At 44.3% G+C, this 24592-nt stretch carries 14 protein-coding genes; 9 read left to right on the top strand and 5 right to left on the bottom strand.

Going from position 1 to position 24592, the window contains the following annotated elements; genetic code table 11:
* Positions 1–34: 34 nt before the first annotated feature.
* Both CKK33_RS14180 and CKK33_RS14175 read left to right on the top strand, forming a co-directional pair.
* The gene (locus tag CKK33_RS14180; protein ID WP_095704735.1) at positions 35–3310 is read left to right on the top strand and encodes a TonB-dependent receptor; all 3276 of its coding nucleotides are present in this window, start codon (positions 35–37) and stop codon (positions 3308–3310) included.
* A gap of 29 nt (positions 3311–3339) precedes the next feature.
* Positions 3340–4425, top strand: coding sequence for an NHL repeat-containing protein (locus tag CKK33_RS14175; RefSeq protein WP_198952473.1), 1086 nt, complete (start codon positions 3340–3342; stop codon positions 4423–4425).
* A 70-nt stretch (positions 4426–4495) separates the two neighbouring features.
* On the opposite strand, the gene CKK33_RS14170 is transcribed toward CKK33_RS14175, so the two are convergent.
* Together CKK33_RS14170 and CKK33_RS14165 are read right to left on the bottom strand one after the other, a co-directional pair.
* Positions 4496–5143: a sterol desaturase family protein gene (locus tag CKK33_RS14170; protein WP_233138221.1), complete on the bottom strand. Its 648-nt coding sequence runs from the start codon at positions 5141–5143 to the stop codon at positions 4496–4498.
* Between the two features lie 52 nt (positions 5144–5195).
* The gene (locus tag CKK33_RS14165; protein WP_095704733.1) at positions 5196–6377 is read right to left on the bottom strand and encodes an AIR synthase-related protein; all 1182 of its coding nucleotides are present in this window, start codon (positions 6375–6377) and stop codon (positions 5196–5198) included.
* 69 nt (positions 6378–6446) lie between these two features.
* Between CKK33_RS14165 and CKK33_RS14160 the strand changes: the two genes are divergently transcribed.
* The gene (locus CKK33_RS14160) at positions 6447–8225 is read left to right on the top strand and encodes a chloride channel protein (RefSeq protein WP_095704732.1); all 1779 of its coding nucleotides are present in this window, start codon (positions 6447–6449) and stop codon (positions 8223–8225) included.
* Between the two features lie 75 nt (positions 8226–8300).
* On the opposite strand, the gene CKK33_RS14155 is transcribed toward CKK33_RS14160, so the two are convergent.
* Positions 8301–10475 carry a glutamine synthetase III gene (locus CKK33_RS14155; RefSeq protein WP_095704731.1) on the bottom strand — a complete coding sequence of 725 codons (2175 nt, stop codon included), beginning with the start codon at positions 10473–10475 and terminating at the stop codon, positions 8301–8303.
* A gap of 490 nt (positions 10476–10965) precedes the next feature.
* Here CKK33_RS14155 and CKK33_RS14150 point away from each other — a divergent pair, with 490 nt between their 5' ends.
* From CKK33_RS14150 to CKK33_RS14130, 5 genes are all read left to right on the top strand, one after another.
* Positions 10966–12024: a porin gene (locus tag CKK33_RS14150; RefSeq protein ID WP_095704730.1), complete on the top strand. Its 1059-nt coding sequence runs from the start codon at positions 10966–10968 to the stop codon at positions 12022–12024.
* Positions 12025–12094: 70 nt separating this feature from the next.
* A complete protein-coding gene (locus tag CKK33_RS14145; RefSeq protein ID WP_143822963.1) occupies positions 12095–12676 on the top strand; it encodes a hypothetical protein in 582 nt (193 codons plus the stop codon).
* Between the two features lie 160 nt (positions 12677–12836).
* The gene (locus CKK33_RS14140; protein WP_095704728.1) at positions 12837–13682 is read left to right on the top strand and encodes an energy transducer TonB; all 846 of its coding nucleotides are present in this window, start codon (positions 12837–12839) and stop codon (positions 13680–13682) included.
* Positions 13683–13802: 120 nt separating this feature from the next.
* The gene (gene purL, locus CKK33_RS14135) at positions 13803–16031 is read left to right on the top strand and encodes a phosphoribosylformylglycinamidine synthase subunit PurL (RefSeq protein ID WP_095704727.1); all 2229 of its coding nucleotides are present in this window, start codon (positions 13803–13805) and stop codon (positions 16029–16031) included.
* A gap of 1 nt (position 16032) precedes the next feature.
* A complete protein-coding gene (locus tag CKK33_RS14130; protein WP_095704726.1) occupies positions 16033–16422 on the top strand; it encodes a VOC family protein in 390 nt (129 codons plus the stop codon).
* Positions 16423–16424: 2 nt separating this feature from the next.
* Here CKK33_RS14130 and CKK33_RS14125 read toward each other — a convergent pair whose 3' ends face one another.
* Positions 16425–17582 carry a tetratricopeptide repeat protein gene (locus CKK33_RS14125; RefSeq protein ID WP_095704725.1) on the bottom strand — a complete coding sequence of 386 codons (1158 nt, stop codon included), beginning with the start codon at positions 17580–17582 and terminating at the stop codon, positions 16425–16427.
* 69 nt (positions 17583–17651) lie between these two features.
* On the opposite strand from CKK33_RS14125, the gene CKK33_RS14120 reads away from it, so the two are divergent.
* Positions 17652–18617 carry a DUF1080 domain-containing protein gene (locus CKK33_RS14120; protein ID WP_095704724.1) on the top strand — a complete coding sequence of 322 codons (966 nt, stop codon included), beginning with the start codon at positions 17652–17654 and terminating at the stop codon, positions 18615–18617.
* A gap of 279 nt (positions 18618–18896) precedes the next feature.
* Here the strand turns inward: CKK33_RS14120 and CKK33_RS14115 are convergent, their stop codons facing one another.
* A complete protein-coding gene (locus CKK33_RS14115) occupies positions 18897–24515 on the bottom strand; it encodes an alpha-2-macroglobulin (protein WP_095704723.1) in 5619 nt (1872 codons plus the stop codon).
* Between the last annotated feature and the right edge of the window lie 77 nt (positions 24516–24592).

Genomic DNA, 24592 nt, shown 5'->3' with positions numbered 1-24592 from the left:
AAATTCAAATTAAGGTTAAACAAAACAACAAAGTATGAGGAAGTTTTTACTCTTATTATTACTGAGTTTTACTACCGCTTTTACCTTCGCACAGGTAACAACCAGTAGCATCTCAGGAACTGTAGTTGACGAGAAGGGGGCACCCCTGCCTGGCGTTACCGTACAGGCTTTTCACGCACCTACAGGTACTAATTATGGTACTGTTACACGTGCCGATGGTAGGTACAATTTACCAAACTTACGTATTGGTGGGCCCTACACTGTAACTTTTAAATTTATCGGTTTTAATCCAAGCACCCAGGAAAACATTACGCTTTCTTTAGGTCAGGACTTTAAGATCGATACTAAGATGCTGCCAACCAGCACACAACTTAGCGAGATCACCGTTACCAGTAAACAAAACAAAGTGATCAACAACTCCAGGACAGGTTCTCAGGAGATTGTTACGCGCGCACAGATCGATCGTTTACCAACGATCAGCAGGTCTATCTACGATTATACCAAGTTAACACCTACCGCTAACGGTACCAGCTTTGGCGGCCGCAACGGTAACGGTAACAACTTAACTGTTGACGGTGCATTGTTCAACAACTCTTTCGGTTTGTCAAACACTTTGGGTGGCCAGGCTAACTCACAGCCTATCTCACTTGACGCTATTGAGCAGATCCAGGTTTCTGTATCTCCTTTTGACGTTACCCAAGGCCGTTTCGCAGGTACCGGTATTAACACCGTTACTAAATCAGGTACCAACGAATTTAAAGGTAGCGTTTACCTGTACAAACGTACTGCCGGCTTAGTAGGTTTAAAAACTTTGACCACTACAGTTGCTAAACCATCTATTGACTACAATCAGCGTGGTATCAGCTTAGGTGGCCCGATCATCAAAAACAAATTATTCTTCTTCATCTCTGGTGAGCAGGAAAGGATAAAAGACCCTGCAACTTCTTACACCGCGTTACGCGATGGACAAACTGCAGGTGGTAGCATTTCACAGGCATCTTATAATGACCTGACTACCCTGAGCAATTTCCTGAAAAAAACGTATAACTATGATCCGGGTGCATTTGAGAACTATCAGTTACGCACCCAATCAGACAAGATCGCTGCGAAACTTGACTGGAACATTGACAAGAACAACACCTTATCATTGAAATATTTTTACTTAAAATCTTTCCGTGATGTGCCTCCAAGCAGTTCAGGCGCGCAGGGTACCCGTAGCCCGGGCTTAGTTGGCTTACCGTTCTTCTCATCTTACTATACCATCAACAACAACTTTAACATTGGTATAGCCGAGTTGAATACCCGCATCAGCGACAAGTATGCTAACAAATTAACTGTTGGCTACCAGGCGCTACGCGATTTCCGTCAATCACCAGGCGGTGGCGCTTTCCCATTGGTTGATATCCTGAATCCACAAGGTACCGGTACTTTAACTTCATTTGGTTATGAGCCGTTTACTGCTAACAACGTATTAAATACGGATACTTACCAGTTCAGTGATCAGTTTACCATATTTGCAGGTAAACACGAGATCAACATCGGTACACAGAACGAATTAAACAAATTTAAAAACGGTTTCGCGCCTAACTATAACGGTTTATACCGCTTTAACAGCTTAGCCGATTTTTATGCTTCTGCTAACACAGGCGCTACAAACGCTGTGCGTTATGCTTATCAGTATTCTGCATTACCTGATGGTTCTTTCCCATTCGCTTATATTAAAGCTTACACCATTGGCCTGTATGCTCAGGATAAATGGCAGGTGAACGACAACTTTAAGTTAACTTACGGTTTACGTGCCGATATGCCGGTGTACAACACCAAGAGCGACTTTAATGCTAATGCTGCTGCCTTAACCGGTTTCAGAGATGGTTACCAGGTAAATACTGCTCAATATCCTAAAACCCGCATACAGTTATCGCCACGTGTTGGTTTCAACTGGGATGTTAACGGACAGGGTAATACTCAGTTACGTGGTGGTGTAGGTATATTTACCGGTCCGGTTCCATACGTTTATATCTCTAACCAGGCAAGTAACAACGGTGTGCAGTTTGGTTCATACACACTTGTTCCCGGACAAGCTGGTGTAACTGCTACTGATCCTCGTTTAGCTTTCAATCCTGACGTTAATGCTAACAGGCCACAGGCTGCTGCCGCTAACGCACAGTACAACCTGGCTATTATTGATAAGAACTTCAAGTTCCCTTCAAACTTCAGAGCTAACGTAGCGGTTGACCAGAAATTACCGTTCGGTGTTATTGGTACCTTAGAAGGTATCTACTCTAAAGATATCAATGGCGTATACTATCAAAACGTTGCGCTGCCATCAACAGGTTATACTTTTGTAGGTAGCGATAATCGCGTACGTTACAGCAGTACTACTGTTTACCCATCTATTACACTGCCAAACGGTGCTAACGGTAACACAGCTACCAACCCTAACATTACCGACGCTATTTTGCTTAAAAACACCAACAAAGGTTATACTTACAGCATCACCGGTCAGTTACAGCGTACCTTTAAAGAATTCTACTTTAACGTTGCTTATACTTACTCTGATAGCCGTACAGTTAACGATGGTGGTTCTATTGCGCAATCAACCTGGAGAGACCGTTCAGTATCTGGCGATCCGAATGCTAACGTAACTTCATACTCAAACTTCTATCAGCCTAACCGTATCATCGCTTCTGCATCATACCGTAAACAATACCTTAACCACTTAACTACCTCTATCGGTTTAACCTACGAGGCTGCTAACAATGGTGTTGCTTCTTATGTATACAGTGGTGACGTTAACGGCGACGGACAGACCAGCAATGACCTGATCTATGTGCCTAAAGATGCTAACGACATTGTGTTGGTAAAAGATAATGCATCAGACCCACGTACAGTTTCACAGACTTACGCGCAGTTAGATGCTTACATTAACCAGGATCCATACCTGAGCAAACGCAGAGGTAAATATGCCGAGCGTAACGGTTTGGTATTACCTTACTTCCACCTGGTTAACTTTAACTTCACCCAGGACCTTTACCAAACTACCGGTAAGATTAAAAATACCTTACAGTTTGAGTTCAACATCATCAACTTAGGTAACTTCCTGAACGCTGCATGGGGTAACTTCAAATTTGTTAACCGTACTACGCTGTTAACTTACAAAGGTATTGACCCAGCAACCGGCAGACCTACTTATTCATTCCCATACTTTGATAACACCAACCAGGTACCTCTTACCAATTCATTCGGTAACGGTGTATCTCAGGCATCAAGATGGCAGGCACAATTTGGTCTAAGATATATCTTCAATTAATCTAACTGATCATTAGTAAGACATTTCACATGAAAAAAAATAAGTTTAATTATATAGCTAAAGCAACATTATTAGCAGCATTGCCTGTTGTGATGTTCACGGCCTGTAAAAAGAATGACAGTCCTGCTCCGGCACCAACTCCTGTTTCAACAACAGGTACGGTATCAGCCGTTGCTGGTTCGGGTGTTGCAGGTTTTGCAAACGGTACTGCTGGTGCAGCAGTATTTAGCTACCCAACCGCTTTAGCGGTTGATGCATCTGGTAACCTTTTGGTTGCCGACCAGGCCAACAACCAAATCCGTAAAATTGTAACTACTTCGGGTGCTACTACTACCTTTTCAGGTTCGGTAACACAAGGTAGCTCAAATACTTCGGCTGTTGGTACTTTAGCATCTTACAACAACCCTGCGGGTGTTGCAGTTGATGCAACAGGTAACGTTTATGTAGCTGATTATGGTAACAACCAGATCCGTAAAATTATATCTACAGGCGCGGTGAGTACTTTAGCCGGTGCAACCAGCTCAGGTAAAACCGACGCTACAGGTACTGCTGCAAGGTTTAACGGCCCTTCAGGTGTAGCGGTTGACGCAGCCGGTAACGTTTACGTAGCCGACTTTAACAACAACCTTATCCGTAAAATCACTGCTGCCGGTGTGGTAACTACCTTAGCGGGTAGCAGCGCAGGTAATGCTGACGGTGCAGGTACGGCGGCTAAGTTTAATGGCCCGCGCAGTATTGCTGTTGATGCAGCCGGTAACTTATATGTTGCTGATGCAAATAACCACACTATCCGTAAAGTAACTGCCTCTGGTGTGGTAACTACTCTTGCCGGTAGCGGTTCAATAGGCAATGCCGATGGTAACGGTACCGCCGCATCATTCTATCACCCGGCTGGTGTAGCTGTTGATGTAAACGGTAACGTATATGTTGCTGATACAGATAACAACCTGGTACGTAAAATTACCCCTGCCGGTGCAGTAACTTCATTAGCTGGTAGCGGCTACTTAAGCCTGATCACTCCGTTTAACGCCCCTGCCGGTGTTGCAGTTGATGCAACCGGTACAACCGTTTACGTAGCTTGTTCTTTAGGTAACGTAATATTGAAAGTAAAGTAATACGCTTTAACAATAATACATTAGAAAGGCCTCCGGATTTCCGGAGGCCTTTCTTGTTTTGGGGGCTTTCTTATGGTTTGTAAGTTTTAAAAAGCTTATCCCAAATATTGGTATAAAAGCCGAAGTTACAATGGATATCGCTATGATGCCGGTGATGGAAAGTTGATGTTCCCAGATGTTTCAGTAAAGGCTTATTTCTCCAGCCAGCTGGAAGAGGCTCAATTCCAAGGTGCCCTGTTATGCCATACACTACATTAATTGTTAGGTATATGAGTACCGCCGCGAAATTAAAACTGTAAAGATAGAGCATAGCCAACCATAGTGCGCCAAACCCCAGTGTTTCTAAAGGATGCAATACGAAAAGATCAATGGGGGTAGGGTTGGTGTAGTGGTGGTGCAGCTGATGGATATACCGGTAGGCAATGGTGCGGTGTATACCGTAATGAAACAGGTACATGGCCAGGTCCATCGCCATAAACAGCAGCAAAAAATCAGTTAGAGTACGCCAGTTTATGGCAAATGAAAATACAATATAGCCGTGCTGCCAAAGCCTGAAGCCGGCATAAGTGATAGCGGTATTCAGTAAGTTAGTAACTATACAAAATACTATTTCCCGTTCTGAGGCGACAGGCTTTTGTTTGAGATGACGCTTAATTACATAAGATCCGGCGGCTATGGCAATGATAGTAATGAAGACATTTTCTGCCAGAAATATCATCCAAAGAGTAAATGAAGATTGTTCTGACAGAAAATGAAGCATCTAAAGGCAATTATTCATATACAAATTCTCCGAATTCAGAGGTAACGGTCACTTTCTTCTTATCTGCGGCTTCCACGCGGCCAATGATCTGCGCTTCAACATTAAAGCTTTTTGATATAGCAATAATTTCAGCGGCAATTTCTTCGGGTACGTAAAGTTCCATACGGTGACCCATATTAAATACCTTGTACATTTCCTGCCACGAGGTGTTTGATTCTTCCTGTATCAGCTTAAATAATGGGGGTATAGGGAACAGGTTATCTTTAATGATGTGCAGGTTCTCCACAAAGTGCAGCACCTTGGTTTGTGCGCCTCCGCTGCAATGTACCATGCCATTGATACGGCCACGGAATTTTTCAAGCACTGCCTTAATGATAGGGGCATAGGTGCGGGTGGCGGATAATACCAGCTTGCCTGCTGTAACCGTTTCTCCATTGTCTATATCTATTTGATCTGTAAGGTTTTTACTGCCGCTGAATACCAGATCGTAAGGTACGGCAGGGTCATAGCTCTCACTGTATTTTTCGGCTATTGATTTATTGAAAACATCATGGCGTGCAGATGTTAAGCCATTTGAGCCCATTCCACCGTTATATTCTTGTTCGTATGTAGCCTTACCATATGATGCCAGGCCAACAATCACATCGCCCGGTTTAATACGGTCATTAGAGATCACATCTTCGCGTTTCATGCGGCAGGTTACGGTAGAATCTACAATGATGGTGCGCACCAGGTCGCCCACATCGGCAGTTTCCCCGCCGGTTGAGTAGATACCTATACCTGCATCACGTAATTCGGCCAGTACTTCTTCGGTGCCGTTAATAATGGCGGCTATAACCTCTCCGGGTATCAGGTTTTTATTACGACCAATGGTTGATGATAGCAGGATATTGTCAACCGCGCCCACGCAAAGCAGGTCATCAATATTCATGATAATGGCATCCTGAGCAATGCCACGCCATACAGATATATCGCCGGTTTCTTTCCAGTAAGTATAAGCCAGTGACGATTTGGTACCTGCGCCATCGGCATGCATAATATTACAGTATGCCGGGTCGTTGGTTAATATATCAGGTATTATTTTGCAGAATGCTTTTGGAAATATCCCTTTATCAATGTTTTTAATGGCATTATGTACATCATCTTTTGATGCAGAAACGCCGCGTTGATCGTATCTTTGCGGAGAAGTCATGGGCAAATATACTGCTTAATACTATTTATAAGCGGTAAAATTGTTACATTACTGCGCTACACTACTCTTATGCTACGAACTCTTAATTACAAAATTAACCGCTGGCGCCTCAAGCGTAATGTACAGCGTAACTTTTTACTGTATAGCAGCGTTTTTGTGGGTTTTATTGGTGGCCTGGCAGCAACAGTGTTAAAGTTCCTGGTTCGTTTTATGGAGGAGCTGAGCCGTAATATTGCCTCGCATTTGCCATTTCATATCATCTATGTGTTTTTACCGGCTCTGGGTATATTTTTAACGGTTGCCTGGCAGCATCTCGTTAACCGCGATCGTATGCAAAAAGGCATTGGTAGCATCCTGCTCAATATTAAGCGCAACCGCTCTAACCTGCGCTACAATAATATCTATTCGCATCTTATTACCAGTTCTTTAACGGTTGGTTTTGGCGGGTCTGCCGGTTTGGAGGCGCCTATTGTTTGTACAGGAGCGGCCATAGGTTCAAACGTGGGCAAGTTCTTTAACCTGAGCCCATATGAAAAAACGGTATTGCTGGCTGCCGGTACTTCGGCTGGTATTGCGGCTGTGTTTAACAGCCCAATAGCGGGCGTACTCTTTTCTTTAGAGATACTCATCGGGGAGATCACTATTCCAACGTTTATTCCTCTGCTCATTGCTTCGGCTACGGGTGTGGTGGTAGCCAAGGTGCTTTATTCGCAGCAGCTTTTTCACCTGGTAACTGAAGGGTGGAAAATGAATGCCCTGCCGTTTTATATCATCCTTGGCGCGCTAAGCGGGTGGACGGCTGTTTACATATCCAAAGTGGGCGGTAAACTGGAGAAGGGGATTTTTACTAAACAAAACCGCTATATACGTGCTATTGCAGGCGGCCTCTTACTGGGCTTAATGCTCCTGGTTTTCCCTACGTTATTTGGGGAAGGGTACCACTACCTGCAGCAAATGCTTAACGGTAATATCGAGGTTTTAAAAGAGGACCTGTTCTTTAGCCAATGGCTGGAAAACCCCTGGATTATGTTATTGTTTATAGCGGCGCTTGTACTTACCAAAATTATAGCGGCAGGCGTAACTATAGGGTCGGGAGGTAATGGTGGCTCGTTTGCACCTACCATGTTTACGGGAGCCTTTTTAGGCTTATTTGTAGCTTACGGGGTAAACCAAACAGGCCTTATACATTTAAACACCAGTAATTTTATTGCTGTAGGCATGGCTGGCGCTTTAAGCGGAGTGCTGCACGCGCCACTAACAGCTATATTTTTGATAGCTGAAATAACCGGTGGCTACGTGCTTTTTATACCGCTCATGATCGTTTCGGCAATGTCATACGTTATTTCGCGCATGTTTAATAAGCATAACATGTACTGGGAACACCTTGTGCATGAAAATAACCTTGACCCTGCCCAGGATACCGGTATATTGAATGCCATTAACCTCGACTCCCTAATTAACCGCGATTACAAAGCGGTTAACAAGTTAATGCCTATTGCCGATTTTTTTAAAATATTGGCTAACAGTAAGGCCAATATATTCGCGGTATTAAATAATGAAGGTACGCTTGAAGGAGTAATATGGCTGGATGAGATACGGAAAAACCTTTTTAATGACCTGCAGGAAGGCCGTACAGTGGCCGATATTATGGTAACGCCTCCTGCCATGATAGACCATGATGAACCCATGAGCAGTGTAATGGAAACTTTTGATGGCTTAGATGTATGGCAACTGCCGGTTACCAAAGACGGTAAGTTCGTGGGCTTTGTTTCAAAGTCGGCATTGCTGAGTAAATACCGCGAGGTAATTATAGAAAACCACCAACAGGCCGATATTTTCGCACGGTAATTACACCAAGCTGGTAAACAAAAAAGGTATGGCACTTTCAGTGTGTCATACCTTTTTTTATGAACGAGAGAGTTGTTATTTAATAAATAGCAGCTCCCTGAATTTTGGTAACGGCCATAACCTGTCATCCACCAGGGTTTCCAATTTATCGGCGTGGTAGCGTATGGGGGCAAAATAGGTTTTCACCTTTTCATCGTAAGCAATGGCCCTTTCGCGCAGATCATCGATCTTGTTGGCTTTTTTACGTTCTTCTATCATCTCATCAACATTCTGTTTCAGGAAATTAACATGACCCGAAATTTTATTGATGATATCCAGTTGCGCTTCATAGCTGTTTTTGTCGAGCCCTATATCTTTAAGGCCTTTTACATTTTCTACCAGTTTAGATTGATAGCTTAATGCTGCCGGGATAATAATATTCATCACCAGTTCGCCAATTACACGTGCCTCAATTTGTAATTTTTTGTAGAAGCTGTCTAATAGTATCTCATGGCGGGCATGTGCCTCGCGTTTGGTGAATACGCCGGTTTCTTCAAAAAGAAGTTCGGCTTTATCAGTAATCAGCGCGTCGAGTGCTTTAGGGGTGGTTTTTACATTGGCCAATCCGCGGGCTTCTGCTTCTTTTTCCCATTCCTCACTATAACCATTACCCTCAAACCTTATTGCGCGCGATTCTTTAATGTAGCGCTTGATGATGGTCATTAAGGCCACGTCTTTCTTTTCGCCCTTTTTGATCAGCTTATCTACATCATACTTAAATTTCTTAAGCTGATCTGCCATAATGAGGTTAAGGATGGTCATGGGGCTGGCCGAATTGGCCGATGAGCCTACCGCCCTTAACTCAAATTTATTACCGGTAAATGCAAAAGGCGAAGTGCGGTTACGGTCGGTGTTGTCCTTTAATATCTGTGGTATTTTAGGGATACCCTGCCATAGCGAATTTTCTTCTTTTATCTTTTTGCTCAGGCGCGAGGTATCAATCTCATCCAACACTTCTGTTAGCTGGCTACCCAGGAATATAGAGATGATAGCCGGGGGCGCTTCGTTCGCACCAAGGCGATGGTCGTTATTAACCGAAGCTATTGACGCCCGAAGCAGGTCGGCATGGTCATGTACAGCCTTAATGGTATTCACAAAAAAGGCCAGGAACATGAGGTTATTCTTTGGGGTTTTGCCCGGCGATAGCAGGTTTTTACCGGTATTGGTAATGAGCGACCAGTTATTGTGCTTGCCCGAGCCGTTGATGCCTGCATAAGGTTTTTCGTGCAGCAGCACTTTAAAATGATGGCGTTGGGCTACGCGGTCCATAATATCCATCAATAATTGGTTGTGGTCTATGGCGAGGTTGATCTCTTCGTAAATAGGGGCGCATTCAAACTGCGATGGAGCAACCTCATTATGGCGTGTTTTTAAAGGTATGCCCAGTTGAAGCGCTTCTGTTTCCATGTCCTGCATAAAAGCGTAAACACGGCTGGGGATAGAGCCAAAGTAATGGTCTTCCAGTTGCTGGTTCTTGGCAGACATATGGCCGAATAAGGTACGGCCGGTAAGTGACAGGTCGGGCCGCGCGTTAAACAAAGCGGTATCAACCAGGAAATATTCCTGCTCAATACCCAATGAGGCATTTACCTTTTCAATGCTTTTATCAAAATAATGGCAAACATCAACCGCGGCTTTGTCAAGCGCGTTGAGTGCCTTTAATAACGGTACCTTATAATCAAGCGCCTCGCCGGTGTAGGATACAAAAACGGTAGGTATACAAAGGGTACGGCCAATAATAAATGCCGGGGATGATGGGTCCCAGGCCGTGTAGCCACGCGCCTCAAAAGTATTACGTATACCACCGCTCGGGAAACTGGATGCGTCCGGCTCCTGTTGCGAAAGTGCGTCGCCGCTAAAACGCTCTATAGCACCGCCATCTGCAGTGGGTTCAAAAAAGGCGTCGTGCTTTTCGGCAGTGGTGCCGGTAAGCGGTTGAAACCAATGGGTATAGTGTGTAGCACCCTTGCCAATAGCCCATGCTTTCATGGATGAAGCCACTTGTTCGGCCATATCACGCGGAATAGGAACACCATTGTCAATAGAATCAATGATTACACTGTAAGCGTCGCTTGACAAAAACTCCTTCATTTTCTTTTTGTCGAACACATTCACGCCAAAATAATCGGAGATTTTTGACGATGGGAGTTTTATATCCGGAATTTCACGGTTTAATACAGCCTCTAAAGCCTGGAAACGGGTATTAGACATGGTTTTTACAAATTGGTTGGCTTCAAAATTATAAAAATCATTTCTAAAGCACCCAAATTCTTATTAGTAAAGTTCTACCGTGTTTTTTATTGTAGAAAGATCTGCAAAAGAAGTTATTTTTTTAATAAATAAATTTCGGTGATGTATTGATCGAAAATTAGGATAAAATTTATTAAAATATTGGTTTTAGATAATAAAAAAATGTTTTAAATGCATTTTCGAGTTACAATTATTAAATTTTTTCTAATTGAAATTAAAAAAATGTCAAATCATATTGTTTAATTCATATTTATTACTCATTTTAGTAAAAACATAATAAAATAGCTGTATTTGTGAATTTATTTTAATGATTTTGTGATTGATTGATAAAATTTTAATTGAGTGATCAATTGAATTGATACGGTTGCCTTGTTTTTTTAATTATTAGGGTTTTTACTGACAACTAAATAAATCAAACAACTAACTAACTACTTAAAATTAATCTCTTATCATGAAAAAAAGACTTTTACTCTTATTGTCTGTATTTACTTTCACTTTAAGCGCATTTGCGCAGGATACCACCAAGTCCGATCCTCCTTTGGTGATATCGGGTTCTGTTGATACTTATTATAAGTACGATTTTTCGCAGCACAATAACATCCCTACCAGCTTCGCGAGCGATCAGAATTCGGTTTCTATCGGTATGATCGACCTGGCTTTGAAGAAAAAGGTGGGCAAGGCCGCTTTTGTAGGCGAATTATCTTTTGGCCCAAGAGGGCAGTATCAATCCATCCCTAATGGAGATGGTAATACCACTAATGCCAATAACAGTTTTCATATCCAAAACTTGTATGTATCATACGATGTAACTGATAAGTTTAACCTTACCGGTGGTTACATGGCTACATTTGTTGGTTATGAAGTAATTAGCCCGGTAGGTAACTTTAATTATTCAACATCATACCTCTTTACCAACGGGCCGTTCCAGAACGCGGGCTTTAAGGCCACTTATGCTTTTAGCAGCAAGGTGAGCTTAATGGCCGGTATCTTTAACGATTCATGGAACCTGTATAAATCGGTAGATAAGGTAAATACTTTTGGCGCCCAGCTGATGGTATCGCCTGTAACCGGTTGGACAGCCTACCTTAACGTATTAACCGGTAAATTGTCTGGTACCGAATTTGACCTTACCACATCATACCAAATTACGGAGGCTTTTAAACTGGGCCTTAACGCTGCCGACTATAAACCTGCAGCAGTTGCCGGTACCGGTGGTTTCACCGGTGTAGCGTTGTACCCGCAGGTAGGCGTATCTAAAACGGTAACCCTTGGTTTAAGAGGCGAGTATTTTAAAACCAAAACCGGATCTTTTGTTCCGCTGGGCCCTCCGCCGGGCAGCTCAGTATTCGCGGCTACTCTTACCGCTAATGTAAAAGCAGGGCCACTTACCCTGATACCAGAGTTTAGGTTAGATAGCAACAAGAATAACACCGATGGCTTTACCACCAAGGGAGGTGGCTTAACCAAGCAGGCATCGCAGTTTGTGGTGGCGGCTGTTTACGCTTTCTAAAAAAACCTTATCATATAAACTGTTAAGCCATCCGTATATTTATGCGGATGGCTTATCTTTATTTACAGATATGAAAAAATTGCTTGTTTGCCTCGCTTTGCTTTTATGTAGCCGGTATGTAATGGCGCAAAAAGATTCGTTACAGATGGATGAAAACAATACCTATGTATATTATAAGGTAGTTAACCAGGTTGCGGTGCCTGAAACCGAAGTTTACCGGCGCGCGTGGGATTTCGCCCGGAATTTAAACCGTAATTCCCGCCCGGAAAAAGGGCAGGCTGAGCATGCCTTTAATATCAGCGGCAGCTTTTTAGTTTACAGCGGTACATCATTAATGCGAAAGGAAAGCGGGGCGGTTAGTTATCTGTTTAACTTCCAGGCGGCAGATGGTAAGTACAGGTTTAAGTTTGGTAATTTTAAATTTATACCCTACAAGCGTGATCGTTACGGGAATATGGTGCCGGCTTCGGGACTTAGCACACCAATCGAAAAACTGGCCGATGCCTATACTCAAAAAGAGCGCGATGCCTACTTTGACCAGATCGCCGCTAACTGCATTTATCTGGATAAACAGCTAAAACAAGCGATATACGGTACCGAAATTAAGAAAGTGCCTGCTAAAGCCATAAAAGTGAACACAGATAAATGGTAATATTATTGCAGATTTGAAATTATATTTTGCAATTATTGTGTAATTCAATATAAAATTTCTATTTATAATAAATAGTAAATTAAAATTTTGTAAAAATAAATTATTAACTAACATTTTATTTGGCAAAAGCGTTAATTAGTAAAATAAAATTTCAAACGCTATGCTAAACGAAAAATTAAACCTATACAATCCCGAGTGGCTCGAGCTTGTATTCTCCGGAAAAAATAAGCAGTACGGTGCTTATGAGTTAAGGCAAAATTATAACCGTACAATGGCAAAGGCTATGGGCATAGCTTTCACTGTTGTTATATCTGCCTCGTGCATATTTACCTTCGCGGGCGGGCATGCTAAAAACGTACAACCGCCTACCACCAAAGATAGCATGATCACTGTTGTAATTCCTCCTGTACAACCGCACAGGCAAGAGGTTAAGCAGGCTAAACCTGTAGAGCCTGCCGCGACTGCGGCGCCAAGATCACCCGCAGCGCCATCCATAAAATATACCATACCACACATAGTTCCAGGCGAAGTAGATGAAAACCCGCCGAAGATAGACGATATGGCAGGTAAAGAGGTAAGTAATGTGACCAGCGAAGGCAAAGGGGGGCAGGAGCAAATGGCCGACCCCACCCAGGGACAAGCCCAGGGCGGCGCGGGCACCGACCCCGGAGTGGACGTTAATAAAGAATATAAAAGCGTAGAGATAATGCCCGAGCCGGAAGGCGGCGCCGCAGGTTGGGCGAAGTTTCTGAATAAAAACCTGCGCTACCCTACACAAGCCCAGGAAGAAGGTAAAAGCGGCCGGGTGATAGTGAGCTTTGTGGTGGAGCGTGATGGCCGTTTAACCGATATTGTGGTTACCGGTAAGGCGGGTTACGGTATGGATGAAGAAGCCATACGTGTTTTAAAACTCGCTAAGCCGTGGAAACCCGGAAAACAAAACGGGCAACCGGTTAGGGTAAGGTATAGTATACCCATGAATTTCCAATTGACCGAACAGCAGTAGGCGGTTTGGATGCCCTAAGTCCGAAAGTCTGAAGAAAGCAACATCTTTAGCCTTTCGGACTTCGGTCTTACGGAGTTTTTTCATAATTTCGCGCATCCTTTCAACATAAAAGATACTACATTGGAGAACCAGGAATTAACAACCGTTGAAACCGCCCGCGATCTGGGACTTTTACCTGAAGAATTTGACCGTATACAAGAAATATTAGGCCGCGTACCCAACTTTACCGAGCTTTCTATCTTCGCGGTAATGTGGAGCGAACACTGCTCTTACAAAAACTCTATCACCTGGCTTAAAACGCTTCCTAAAGATGGCCCGCGCATGCTGGCCAAAGCAGGTGAAGAAAACGCAGGTTTGGTTGACCTGGGCGATGGTATTGGTTGCGCGTTTAAAATTGAATCACACAACCATCCATCGGCGCTTGAGCCTTACCAGGGCGCTGCAACAGGTGTAGGCGGTATCAACCGCGATATTTTCACCATGGGTGCACGCCCCATTGCACAAATGAACTCGTTACGCTTTGGCGACCTTAGCCTTGATAAAACCAAATGGCTGGTTAAAGGTGTGGTAAAAGGTATCAGCCATTATGGTAATGCCTTTGGCATCCCTACCGTTGGCGGCGAGCTTTTCTTTGATGAGTGCTACAACATCAATCCGCTGGTTAACGCGTTCTCTGCGGGTATTGTTAAGGCAGGCGAAACGGTTTCGGCCACATCATACGGTGTAGGCAACCCGGTTTACATTGTGGGATCGGCAACCGGTAAAGATGGTATACATGGCGCGGCCTTCGCGTCAAAAGATATTACTGAAGACTCTGTTAACGATTTGCCTGCTGTGCAGGTAGGTGACCCTTTCCAGGAGAAATTGTTACTGGAAGCTACGCTTGAAGTGATTAAAACCGGTGCTGTAATTGGTATGCAGGATATGGGTGCGGCAGGTATTATCTGCTCCAACTCAGAAATGAGCGCCAAAGGTGAACATGGTATGATCATCCACCTTGATCGCGTACCGATGCGCCAGGAAAACATGAAACCATACGAGATCCTGCTATCTGAATCTCAGGAACGTATGCTTATTGTGGTTGAAAAAGGTAAAGAAGCGCTTGTTGAGGCTGTTTTTGATAAATGGGACCTTAACTGCGCCATTATAGGTGAAGTAACCGATACCAAACGTTTGGAGTACTACATGAACGGCGAGAAAGTTGCCGATGTACCGGCTGATGACCTGGTATTAGGTGGCGGCGCTCCTGTTTACAAACGCGAATACCGCGAGCCGGCTTACTACGCCGAAAACCAGAAATTTAAAATTGAAGATGTTGCCGAACCGGAAAACCTGGTAGAGGTAGCAGAACATTTGATAGGCCATGCTAACCTGGCATCAAAACGTTGGGTTACCGACCAGTACGATTCCATGATCGGTACATCAACCATGACCACCAATCGCCCGAGCGATGCAGCCGTGGTAGCGGTAAAAGGTACTGATAAAGCTATTGTTTTAACCTGCGACTGTAACTCGCGCTATGTATATGCTGATCCGCAGAAAGGTACGGCCATTGCGGTTGCCGAGGCGGCACGTAACATCACCTGTGCCGGTGGTGAGCCGGTAGCTATTACCAACTGCTTAAACTTTGGTAATCCTTACATCCCTGAAGTTTACTGGCAGTTTGTTGGCGCTATTAAAGGTATGGGCGAGGCTTGTACCAAATTTGAAACTCCTGTTACCGGTGGTAACGTGAGTTTCTACAATCAATCATCAGATGAAGGCCCTGTTTTCCCTACGCCAACCATTGGTATGTTAGGCGTAATGGATGAGATGGATAACCTGATGACCTTAGACTTTAAACAACCCGGCGACCTGATCTATTTGGTTGGTGAATCGCAAAATGATATCGCGTCGTCACAGTACCTGGCATCGTACCACAAAATATTGGCAGCTCCGGCTCCATATTTTGACCTTGAGAAAGAATATGCTATGCACCAGGTGGTTAAGCAATTGATCAAGCATAAGGTTATCCAATCTGCACATGATGTTGCGGATGGCGGCTTATACATTGCTTTAACAGAGGCAGCTATGCCTAACCGCTTAGGTTTTGATATTGAGAGTGATAGCAGCATACGTAAAGATGCCTTCCTGTTTGGCGAAGCACAGGGCAGGGTAGTGGTTACTGTTGCCCCTGATGATCAGGAGCGCTTTGTTGAGATGATGGCCACCAGCGAAACAGAGTTTAGCCTGTTAGGTACCGTAAACGGCAGCGGCGACGCTACTGTTGATGGCGAACTGTTTGGCAACATCACCGATATTAAAATGGTGCATGACAATGTATTGCACGTTATTTTAGGCGACGAATAAAATGCTAAAGCTGAACAGGATACATCACGTTGCGATAATCTGTTCAGACTACGAGCGCTCTAAACGGTTTTATACCGAAATTTTAAGTTTTACAGTTCTTCAGGAAGTTTACCGCGAAGAACGCCAATCATACAAGCTTGATCTGGAAGTCAACGGACTTTACCAGATCGAGCTTTTTTCTTTTCCGGGACCGCCTCCGCGACCTTCGAGGCCGGAAGCCGTGGGCTTGCGTCACCTGGCTTTTGAGGTTGATGATCTGGATAAGGCTGTTGCTCATCTAAACGGCCATGCGGTAATAACGGAACCTATCCGTATAGACGAAACTACCGGTAAACGCTTCACTTTCTTTACCGACCCGGATGGCTTGCCGCTGGAGCTGTATGAGAAATAATATCAGTATATCTTCTGCCCGAGGGTTTCTATTCTGCTTTTGCTGTAATTAATGTAGGCTTTTTGCTTAGCTACATCGGGTTTGCCTGCCAGATATTTGCGATAATATTTGATGGCGTTTTTCTTGTCTTTTAAGTTCGTGTCGTAAACATTAGCTATCGAATAATAAACTAAAGGATCTTCCGCAAATTGTAGGCTCTTTTGGTAATTCTGCAGTGCATTTTTAAACTTCTTAAGTTTTTCATCACTATCGGCAATTTCGCTATAGTAAGCACCTGCATTAGGAGTAATGCCATCCGTTAGCGCCTGTTTTAAGTAAAATATAGCCATAGGCTGATCATTTATGGCTTTGTAGGTAAGCGCGGTATAGTAATATGACGACTCGTTTTGTGCTAACTTAGGTATAGATAAAAACGCGTCCAATGCGCACTCGTAACTTTTAATATTGTAATAAGCAACGCCCATTTTATTTAATACCAGGCCCGAGTTATCACCATTGGCTATTAGCTTAGTGCAAGTATTAATGGTTTCGTTCCACTTTTTTTGTGTGTATTGCAATCGCATGAGGCTATTCAGCAGGATAATGTTTTCCTGGTCGGCCTCAATGGCTTTGTTTAAGATATCCTCTGCCTTTGGCGTGAACTTCAGATTGATATAGAGATTGCTCAGGTCTGATGCTACATCAGGTTCGGTAGGGTTAAGGGCATTAGCCTTTTGCAGATAATTGATTTCTGCCGGAAGATCATTCTTATCGGTACTTATCTTAGCTAATTGTTTATATACCAAAAAATTACTGGTATCCCGTGCAACTATCCGTTTATAGTATATCTCCGCTTTCGCGTTATTTCCACGCCTCATGTTAATACCTGCAAGGCTAAACAATACACTTTTATTAGTTGAATCGATATCATAAATGCGCTGGTAATATTTTTCGGCTTCGCTAAGTTTACCTGCCATGCTGGTAGTGTAAGCCAATTGTCCCAAAGCTTTTACGTTTTGTATCGGCTCGGCATAACTCTGTTTCAAATAATCCGCTGCTTCGGCAAAGCGTTGGGTTTGATAGTATTCGAGCAATAATTCATCATTGATTTTAGGTGCCTGTTGTGCGCTAACACCTATAGAAATAAATAAAAGTGAGAGGGATAGGAGGGAATATTTCATATAACTAATTTATTAGTTATACTTCGTAATTGCAAATGTTTTGTAGCTTTAACTACTCAATAACCAATTATGAATAAACAATCACTCATTAACAAATTTTTTAAAGGTACACTTACGATGGTATTTGCTGCATTAGTAGGGAATACCGCACATGCGCAGGAAGTAAAAAAAGCCCCGGATGTAATAGGCCGCTGGGATATTACCATGGAGAAAGATGGTAAGATGCAACCTTCATGGCTGGAAGTGCAAAAATCAGGATTTCATACCATGATTGGCCGTTTTACGTATGCATTTGGCAGCGCACGCCCTATAGCGGAAGTAAAAGCGGAGAATGGCAAATACAGTTTTTCTATACCACCACAATGGGAGCCGGGTACCCGCAATATGGATTTTGAATTTGAAGCGAACGGCGATGCTATAAAAGGCAGCATGGTTTATACCGATGGTAAAACATACAGCTTTACCGGCGTGCGCGCTCCGGAATTGTTACCTACAAAAGCACCGGTTTGGGGTACCCCGATCAGATTGTTCAACGGTAAAGATACCAAGGGATGGCATGCAGATGGCAAGAACCAGTGGGTGGTAGAGAATGGTATATTGCGCAGCAAACAATCAGGCGCTAACCTCATTACCGACCAAAAGTTTAAAAACTTTAAGCTGCACATCGAATTCAGGTACCAGAAAGGCAGCAATAGCGGCGTTTATCTGCGTGGCCGTTACGAAACGCAGATCATTGATACCAAAACAGGCGATCCTGAACCGCTGATGAACCAGTTTAGCTCTATCTATGGTTTTATGCAGCCTAACCTCATGATGGCTAAAAACGCCGGCGAATGGCAGTCTTACGACATTATTTTAGTTGGACGGGTAGTGACCATTGTAGCCAACGGGAAAGAGGTGATCTGTCAGCAGGTAATTCCGGGTATCACAGGTGGTGCCCTTGATAGCAACGAAGGCGAACCAGGCCCGCTAATGCTGCAAGGCGACCATGGCCCTATCGACTACAGGAATATTGTAATAACACCGGCTAAGTAGTAGTCGTAACCAAAAAACAAAGGCCTTGCTTTTAGCAAGGCCTTTGTTTTTTATTAAACGATGTCGTTGCGAGCGATAGCGTGGCAATCTCATAGAAAAGGAAATAACAAGCTAATCATACCAGTCAGCACTCGGATCCAACCCATCAGCATTGGTGGTACACTGTTGAATATGCATTGTTATGTATTTGTCCTGTAAGATTGCCACGCTATCGTTCGCAATGACACAATTTATTTCGACAACCTGATCTCTAATCAACCGACCTCCAATCTCTACCACCTATTTCACCACTTCAACCCATTTACCCTGTATCAGCGCGTTGATGTTGTGGTCATACATGGCTTCGGTGTAGGCTGCGGGCAGGTAATACTTACCCGCGTAGGCCGCGTTTAGCATAACATAGTAAACCACTTCCTTACCGTCCGGCAGGCTGAAATAGGTATTCACCCTGTCATCACGGATGTCGCGGTAGTCTGATGGCGATGATTTAAAGGCTTCGTCGTTATTCAGCATACGGCTGTTCAATATTTCCCAGCCTGACGGGAATATCTGCGTAAGCGCCAGGTTATCGTAACGACCGCGTTTACCCGGATTTTTAATGGTTACCTGCGCAACAAAGTCAGTACCCTGTTTTAGCGATGTTGGGTCGATAAGATTCCCGCCTAAAGAGAAGTAAGCCACCTTCATCTGCAGTACATCGGGGTTTACATAAGTTTTTACATCCTGTCCGGATGAAGGCTGTCCTTGCTGTATCAGCCTTACGTAAAGCCGGTTATTGCCGGTATTCTTTAAGGAGAATTTACCGCCATTAGGCGCGAGTTCCTGCTGCCATACGTATGATTTAGCGTTGATATTACCTTTACTATTACCGGCATTATAAGTGAATTGCACTTTTCCGCCATTTTTATTAATGCCACAATACTGCGCTATGGCTATTAGCGAGTATGCGGTGGTTTGGGTACTGTACCAGCTATCCTGCGATAGTTTGGCTGCTACCGTCCTAACCAAACCTGCTGCGCGTTGCTGTTGTCCAAGGAGGGTTAGGGTTTCCAATATCATAGCCTCATCGCGCAGGTCGCTGCCGTAAGTGCCATACATGCTGTTGTAAGGTTTAACAGTTGTTGGCAGCCTGGCTATCAGGCGTAGGGCAACCTCGGGTTGGCCGGCCAATTTGTAAGCAGCGGCTAATCTCCAGCGGCCTTCGTTGCTCAGGTAATTATACTCCCTTAAACGGTTCATGGCGCCTAATTCAGGAGAGCCAGCCAGTGCCAGCAGGTATAAACGGTAAGCCTGCACCAGATCGGTATAATAATAACCATCGTGTATGTTGCTGTTAGGGTTAGGCGACCAGTCAACCGCTTTTTGTTTTTGATAGCGTTTCCAGTCGTCCAGCATGCCAGATGGCAGGCTGTAGCCTTTGGTTTGCGCCAATATCAGGAAGTGGCCGGCATAATTGGTTCCCCACTCGTCGGCATTGCCACCATCGGGCCAGTAACTTAAACCGCCACCCGCCACGCGGAAGCCGTTTAGGCGTGCAATGGTAGACTTAATATTGCGCTCCGTTTCCGCTTTCTGGCGCGGAGTAAGATCAAGCAGGTCATTCAGGTACAGTTGCGGGAAACCTGATGATGTAGTTTGCTCAACACAACCATGCGGGTAGGTGATAAGATAGTTGAGGCGTTTGGCCAGATTTAGCGAAGGTATGCTTGATACCTCCAGCACGGCCTTATTGGTACCGCTAATGCCGATGGCATTGTAAATAGCACCGTAAGCAGCACCCGGTGTAAGCTCCTTCTCAAAAATACGGGTTACCGGTGGATTGGGGTTTCGTACGTTCAGCTCAACATCGTAAGCGGCAGTTTCGCTACCCGCTTTAGCTATGATCTTCACTTTGCCAACGCCCACAAAATCTTTCACATCAAGGTCAAAGGTTACCAGTTGGTCACCCGGTTTTGCAAATTTGATCACCTTGGTGTTGTTACCGGCTAAATTGCTGAACACGTTTGATTGTACCTGTACAGTCACCGCTTTGACGTTGTTTTCCATCGCGAAGACGGTAACCGGCAATTGAATTTTTTCTGACGGACCCAATACACGCGGGAGCGTTGCCAATATCATCAGTGGTTTTTTAACAGCTACTGCTTTTTCAGCAGCGCCATAAGCGCCGCCATGGCCGGCAATAACCATCGCCTTAACCGAACCCACATATTGCGGTAAAGTAAATTTAGTAGTTTGTTTATCGCCCGCATCAAGGTGGAAAGGCCCCAGGAATTTTACTACAGGTTTAAACCGGTTTACGGTAACATCCTTTTTAACGCCATTAGTACCATCACCGCCAATGCTTAAAATACGCTCTAAACCGCCGCCAAAGGCACCTATTACGTAGTCAAACAGATCCCAGGTTTTAACGCCTAATGCTTCCCGAGCGTAAAATGCCTCGTGCGGATCAGGTGTTTTATAATTAGTTATGTCCAATAAACCTTCATCTACAATAGCTATGGTGTAGGTCATTTCCTTGCCGGAGGCTTCTGAAACCGTAATAGCAGATTGCGTTTCCGGCCGTATCTTATCCGGCATGCTGATCACAGGTTTCAGCACGGTAGCAGGGTCATCTACTACCAGCGGGATAGCGCCGTACATACGGATAGGCAGGTCGTTTACGGTTTGCGCATGCCGTTGCAGCAGGGTAACGTTCACAAAAACGTTTGGCGCCATCGTTTCGTCAATCTTGAAGCTGTAGCGTGTTTCACCTTTTTTGGTATCTATCCAGGTGGTTTTAAGCACTTTGCTGCCATTCTCAAAACTGATCAAAGCCCTGCCATCGCCACCGGTTGGTATGGTAAGGGTAGCTTCTTCGCCTACTTTATAATTCGGCTTATCAGAGGTAAACGACAGCATGGCCGCCTCTGTAGGGTCGGTGTTTTGCAAGCGCTCAGACCAATTTGGCCAATCCACATAGATGATCTTACCGGTAGAGTGGCCGGTTTGCGGGTCTTTTATCCGGATAAGGTAACGGCCCCAGTCGGCTTTGTTTATCCTTAAGTTCCACTTTCCCCGGCCGTTGCTTAACTGTACATTGTCTGTTTTTACAAGCTTGTTGTAACGGTCCTGCGTAAAGTTGCTTAGTTCGTTACCGGTTTCGTCCCACCACCAGCGCCATTGTATCTTGTAAAGTTCAACCTCAACATTGTGGCTGCCTGCTAACGGCGAACCATTTACATCCACGTCGGCTATGTCAATCTGGTGGTCTTTATCCGTTACCAGCATCCCGCTCAGGTCGCTGCCTTTAGGCGTTTTTATGCCTACATAACCACTGTAAACGTTATAAGGCATACTGGCTTGTTGTATGCTGAAGTTACCGCCTGCCTCAAACACTTTAACTACGAAGTTTGCACGCAACTGTCCGGGAGCCTGTTTCTCAACGTTGATATCCGGGTTTACCTGTGCTACGCCGTTCTCGTTTAGTTTGCCATCAAAAACGGTTTGGGTTTGCGTGTTAAATGCCAGGGTAGGGTCATCAAAGTTATAATCCTCAAAACCTTTAAAGTTTGTTTTTTGTGATGACAGGAATGCATCAACCTTTGCCTTTAAATTTTGCGCCGCGCCACCAAAAAGCCATTGTGCGCTTAGGGTACCGTTGATGCCATCGTTTTTGGTAAGTTCTTTAACGTTGCCAAAGTCGAGCTTGATCTTAAGCCTGTTTGGCATAATGGTTTCCACCTTGATGTTCTTTTGGAAAGATGCGCCGCCCACTTTTACCACCGCGCTCCAGTTGCCGGTAGGAGAACTGGTTTCAGTAGCGGTATGGAAACTATAAAAACCATCGACAGAACTGGTACGGGTTATCTTTTTATAGAGTTGCCCGCTTGGATTGTACAATTCAAACTCCACCGGGTGATCTGCAGGCAGGGTTTTAAGTTTGTCTTCCAGAATAAAAGTTACGAATATAGAATCGCCGGGGCGCCATACACCACGTTCGCCATACAGAAAACCTTTAAGGCCGTTCTGTACTTGTTCGCCGCCAACATTAAAGCGGGAGAGTGGAAGCGAACCGCCATCGTCAAGCTTTAGATAACCACGCTCGTTACCTTTTTTGGCCACCAGCAGGTACGGTTTACGCTTCAGGCTAAAGGTGGCCATACCATCGCCGTCAGACTTTGACTTAAGGATAAGCTGCTTCTGGTAATCCAGCAATTCGAGCTCAACGCCGCCCATTGGCTCGGCACTCAGGATGTTGGTTACCGCAACCGTCATGGTGTTATCGTTGCCGCGTTTAGCAATTAAGCCGATGTTTGATGCGATGATGTTGCGCGTAGCCCAACGATTTTTAGTAAAGTACGATTCTGTGCAGGGGTCGTTACGGTCCTGCCAGCTATAGCCTTCCGGATAATAATTATCATAACGCTGCCAAAAGTCGTCATCCTCATCATTAACGCTGCCGGTGTTGTTGCCCCCGTATTCACCACCTTCGTAGTCCTCGCCATCATCATCGTTGCTTTTGGCAACCAGTTTGCCAGCGCTGCAGTTGTAAAGCGAGTATTCTTTACGGAAACCGATAATAACGCGATAAATAGCACCGGGTTCGGCGCGCATTAGCTGATCAACATCCAGCATAAAGCGGTTCTTTTTGGTGAGGTTGAGTCCTTTGTCCACATCAAGCCTGATGGTTTTCTGTACAACAGGTTTACCCACTTGCCTTAACTCCACGCCGCCATCAAAGCCATTGCTCTGGAAGTATTGCGGAACATTGTTCTCGTAAATTTTAATAATGCTTACATCAACCGCGTTCAGGTTAACGGCTTCAAAAGGCATCATTAATTTACCGGAATCGGGCAGGATAACACCCTTGCCCGGGATGATCACCTGCGGTAAGCGGTTCTCAAAGAAAACGTTAGCCGTGTAAGCCTTTTTTATTTTTTGATGACTGATGCTGTAAATGCCCTCATTAATAAATACATTATAATTACCTTGTAAACGCTCCGGCGCATAAACTTTAACAATGCTGCCATCAATAGTATAGGCAGCATCGGCAACATTGGTGATACCTATAAGGCCGTTCAATTCCTGGCCAACCAATATAGGGTCTGAAAACTGCACGGATACATACTGGTCGTTATCCTGCACGGTGCGTACTTCCAGTACTTTAAAATCGCCTTTTGCAGGTACCTCATAATCCTGCTTGCCCTTCTTATCAATATCTAAAGCATCTCCGTCCCAATCTACAGCGAGGGGAGTGGCGCTTTCTGTACGTGTAATATTGTCAACTGTAAACTGGTGTGATTTTGCCAACCCATTGTGCTGCCAGCTAATTTTGGTCGCTGTTGGATAGTTTATTTTTATCAATTTCTCCACTTTGGCCGGGTCTTCCACATCAGCGGTCTGTATGGTACCTATCAGCTTCATCCTGTCTGTAGAGGTTGAAGTAGCAGAACGAAGACCTGCGAAAGAAATGGTGAAATCGGGCTTTACTGTTTGGAAATTGAATTTGAAATGCTCAAAGCCACTTTCAACCTTTACTACCTTTCCCAAAGCGAAATCAACGGCGTAATCTTCATTAGCATCCATGGCCTCCGCGGGCCTGAATTCTATTGTGCGATCATCAATCCAATACGCCTTTCCTTTAACCGATGGCGAAAAATCAAAGATATCGTCTTTGAGTTCTTCATTTTGGGCATGAGCCACCTGCAACTCGCCGGCAAGTTTTATGCGGATAGGACTTTTTTTAGAAATTACACCCGTGGTGTATGATTCTATATATTTACTAAAAGCAACATCAACCTTTTGATTTTGGTGTTTGTGGCGACGGGCAAAGAAGATGACCAGCGCGATTAAAATAAGGGAAACAGCTACAATAACTTGTCCTCTGCGATAGCTGACAAGTTTAATAAGGTTTTTCATAGAGTAAGGTAAATTGCCATGAATTTAAAACTTTTAGAAGTTTAAAGCAATTTTAGTCCTTATCTTTTTGAACGATC

The sequence above is a fragment of the Mucilaginibacter sp. MD40 genome (genome assembly GCF_002288635.1).
GTDB lineage: Bacteria > Bacteroidota > Bacteroidia > Sphingobacteriales > Sphingobacteriaceae > Mucilaginibacter.
The sequence above is the reverse complement of the archived record's forward strand: the minus strand, read 5'-3'. Positions and strand labels throughout refer to the sequence as shown.

Bases quoted from the DNA above. Each gene is read 5' to 3' on its own strand.
- CKK33_RS14175 (WP_198952473.1), top strand. From the start codon at position 3,340: ATGAAAAAAAATAAGTTTAATTATATAGCTAAAGCAACATTATTAGCA.
- CKK33_RS14115 (WP_095704723.1), bottom strand. From the start codon at position 24,515: ATGAAAAACCTTATTAAACTTGTCAGCTATCGCAGAGGACAAGTTATT.
- CKK33_RS14170 (WP_233138221.1), bottom strand. From the start codon at position 5,143: ATGATATTTCTGGCAGAAAATGTCTTCATTACTATCATTGCCATAGCC.
- CKK33_RS14130 (WP_095704726.1), top strand. From the start codon at position 16,033: ATGCTAAAGCTGAACAGGATACATCACGTTGCGATAATCTGTTCAGAC.
- CKK33_RS14165 (WP_095704733.1), bottom strand. From the start codon at position 6,377: ATGACTTCTCCGCAAAGATACGATCAACGCGGCGTTTCTGCATCAAAA.
- CKK33_RS14155 (WP_095704731.1), bottom strand. From the start codon at position 10,475: ATGTCTAATACCCGTTTCCAGGCTTTAGAGGCTGTATTAAACCGTGAA.
- CKK33_RS14180 (WP_095704735.1), top strand. From the start codon at position 35: ATGAGGAAGTTTTTACTCTTATTATTACTGAGTTTTACTACCGCTTTT.
- CKK33_RS14160 (WP_095704732.1), top strand. From the start codon at position 6,447: ATGCTACGAACTCTTAATTACAAAATTAACCGCTGGCGCCTCAAGCGT.
- CKK33_RS14145 (WP_143822963.1), top strand. From the start codon at position 12,095: ATGAAAAAATTGCTTGTTTGCCTCGCTTTGCTTTTATGTAGCCGGTAT.
- CKK33_RS14150 (WP_095704730.1), top strand. From the start codon at position 10,966: ATGAAAAAAAGACTTTTACTCTTATTGTCTGTATTTACTTTCACTTTA.
- CKK33_RS14140 (WP_095704728.1), top strand. From the start codon at position 12,837: ATGCTAAACGAAAAATTAAACCTATACAATCCCGAGTGGCTCGAGCTT.
- CKK33_RS14120 (WP_095704724.1), top strand. From the start codon at position 17,652: ATGAATAAACAATCACTCATTAACAAATTTTTTAAAGGTACACTTACG.
- CKK33_RS14125 (WP_095704725.1), bottom strand. From the start codon at position 17,582: ATGAAATATTCCCTCCTATCCCTCTCACTTTTATTTATTTCTATAGGT.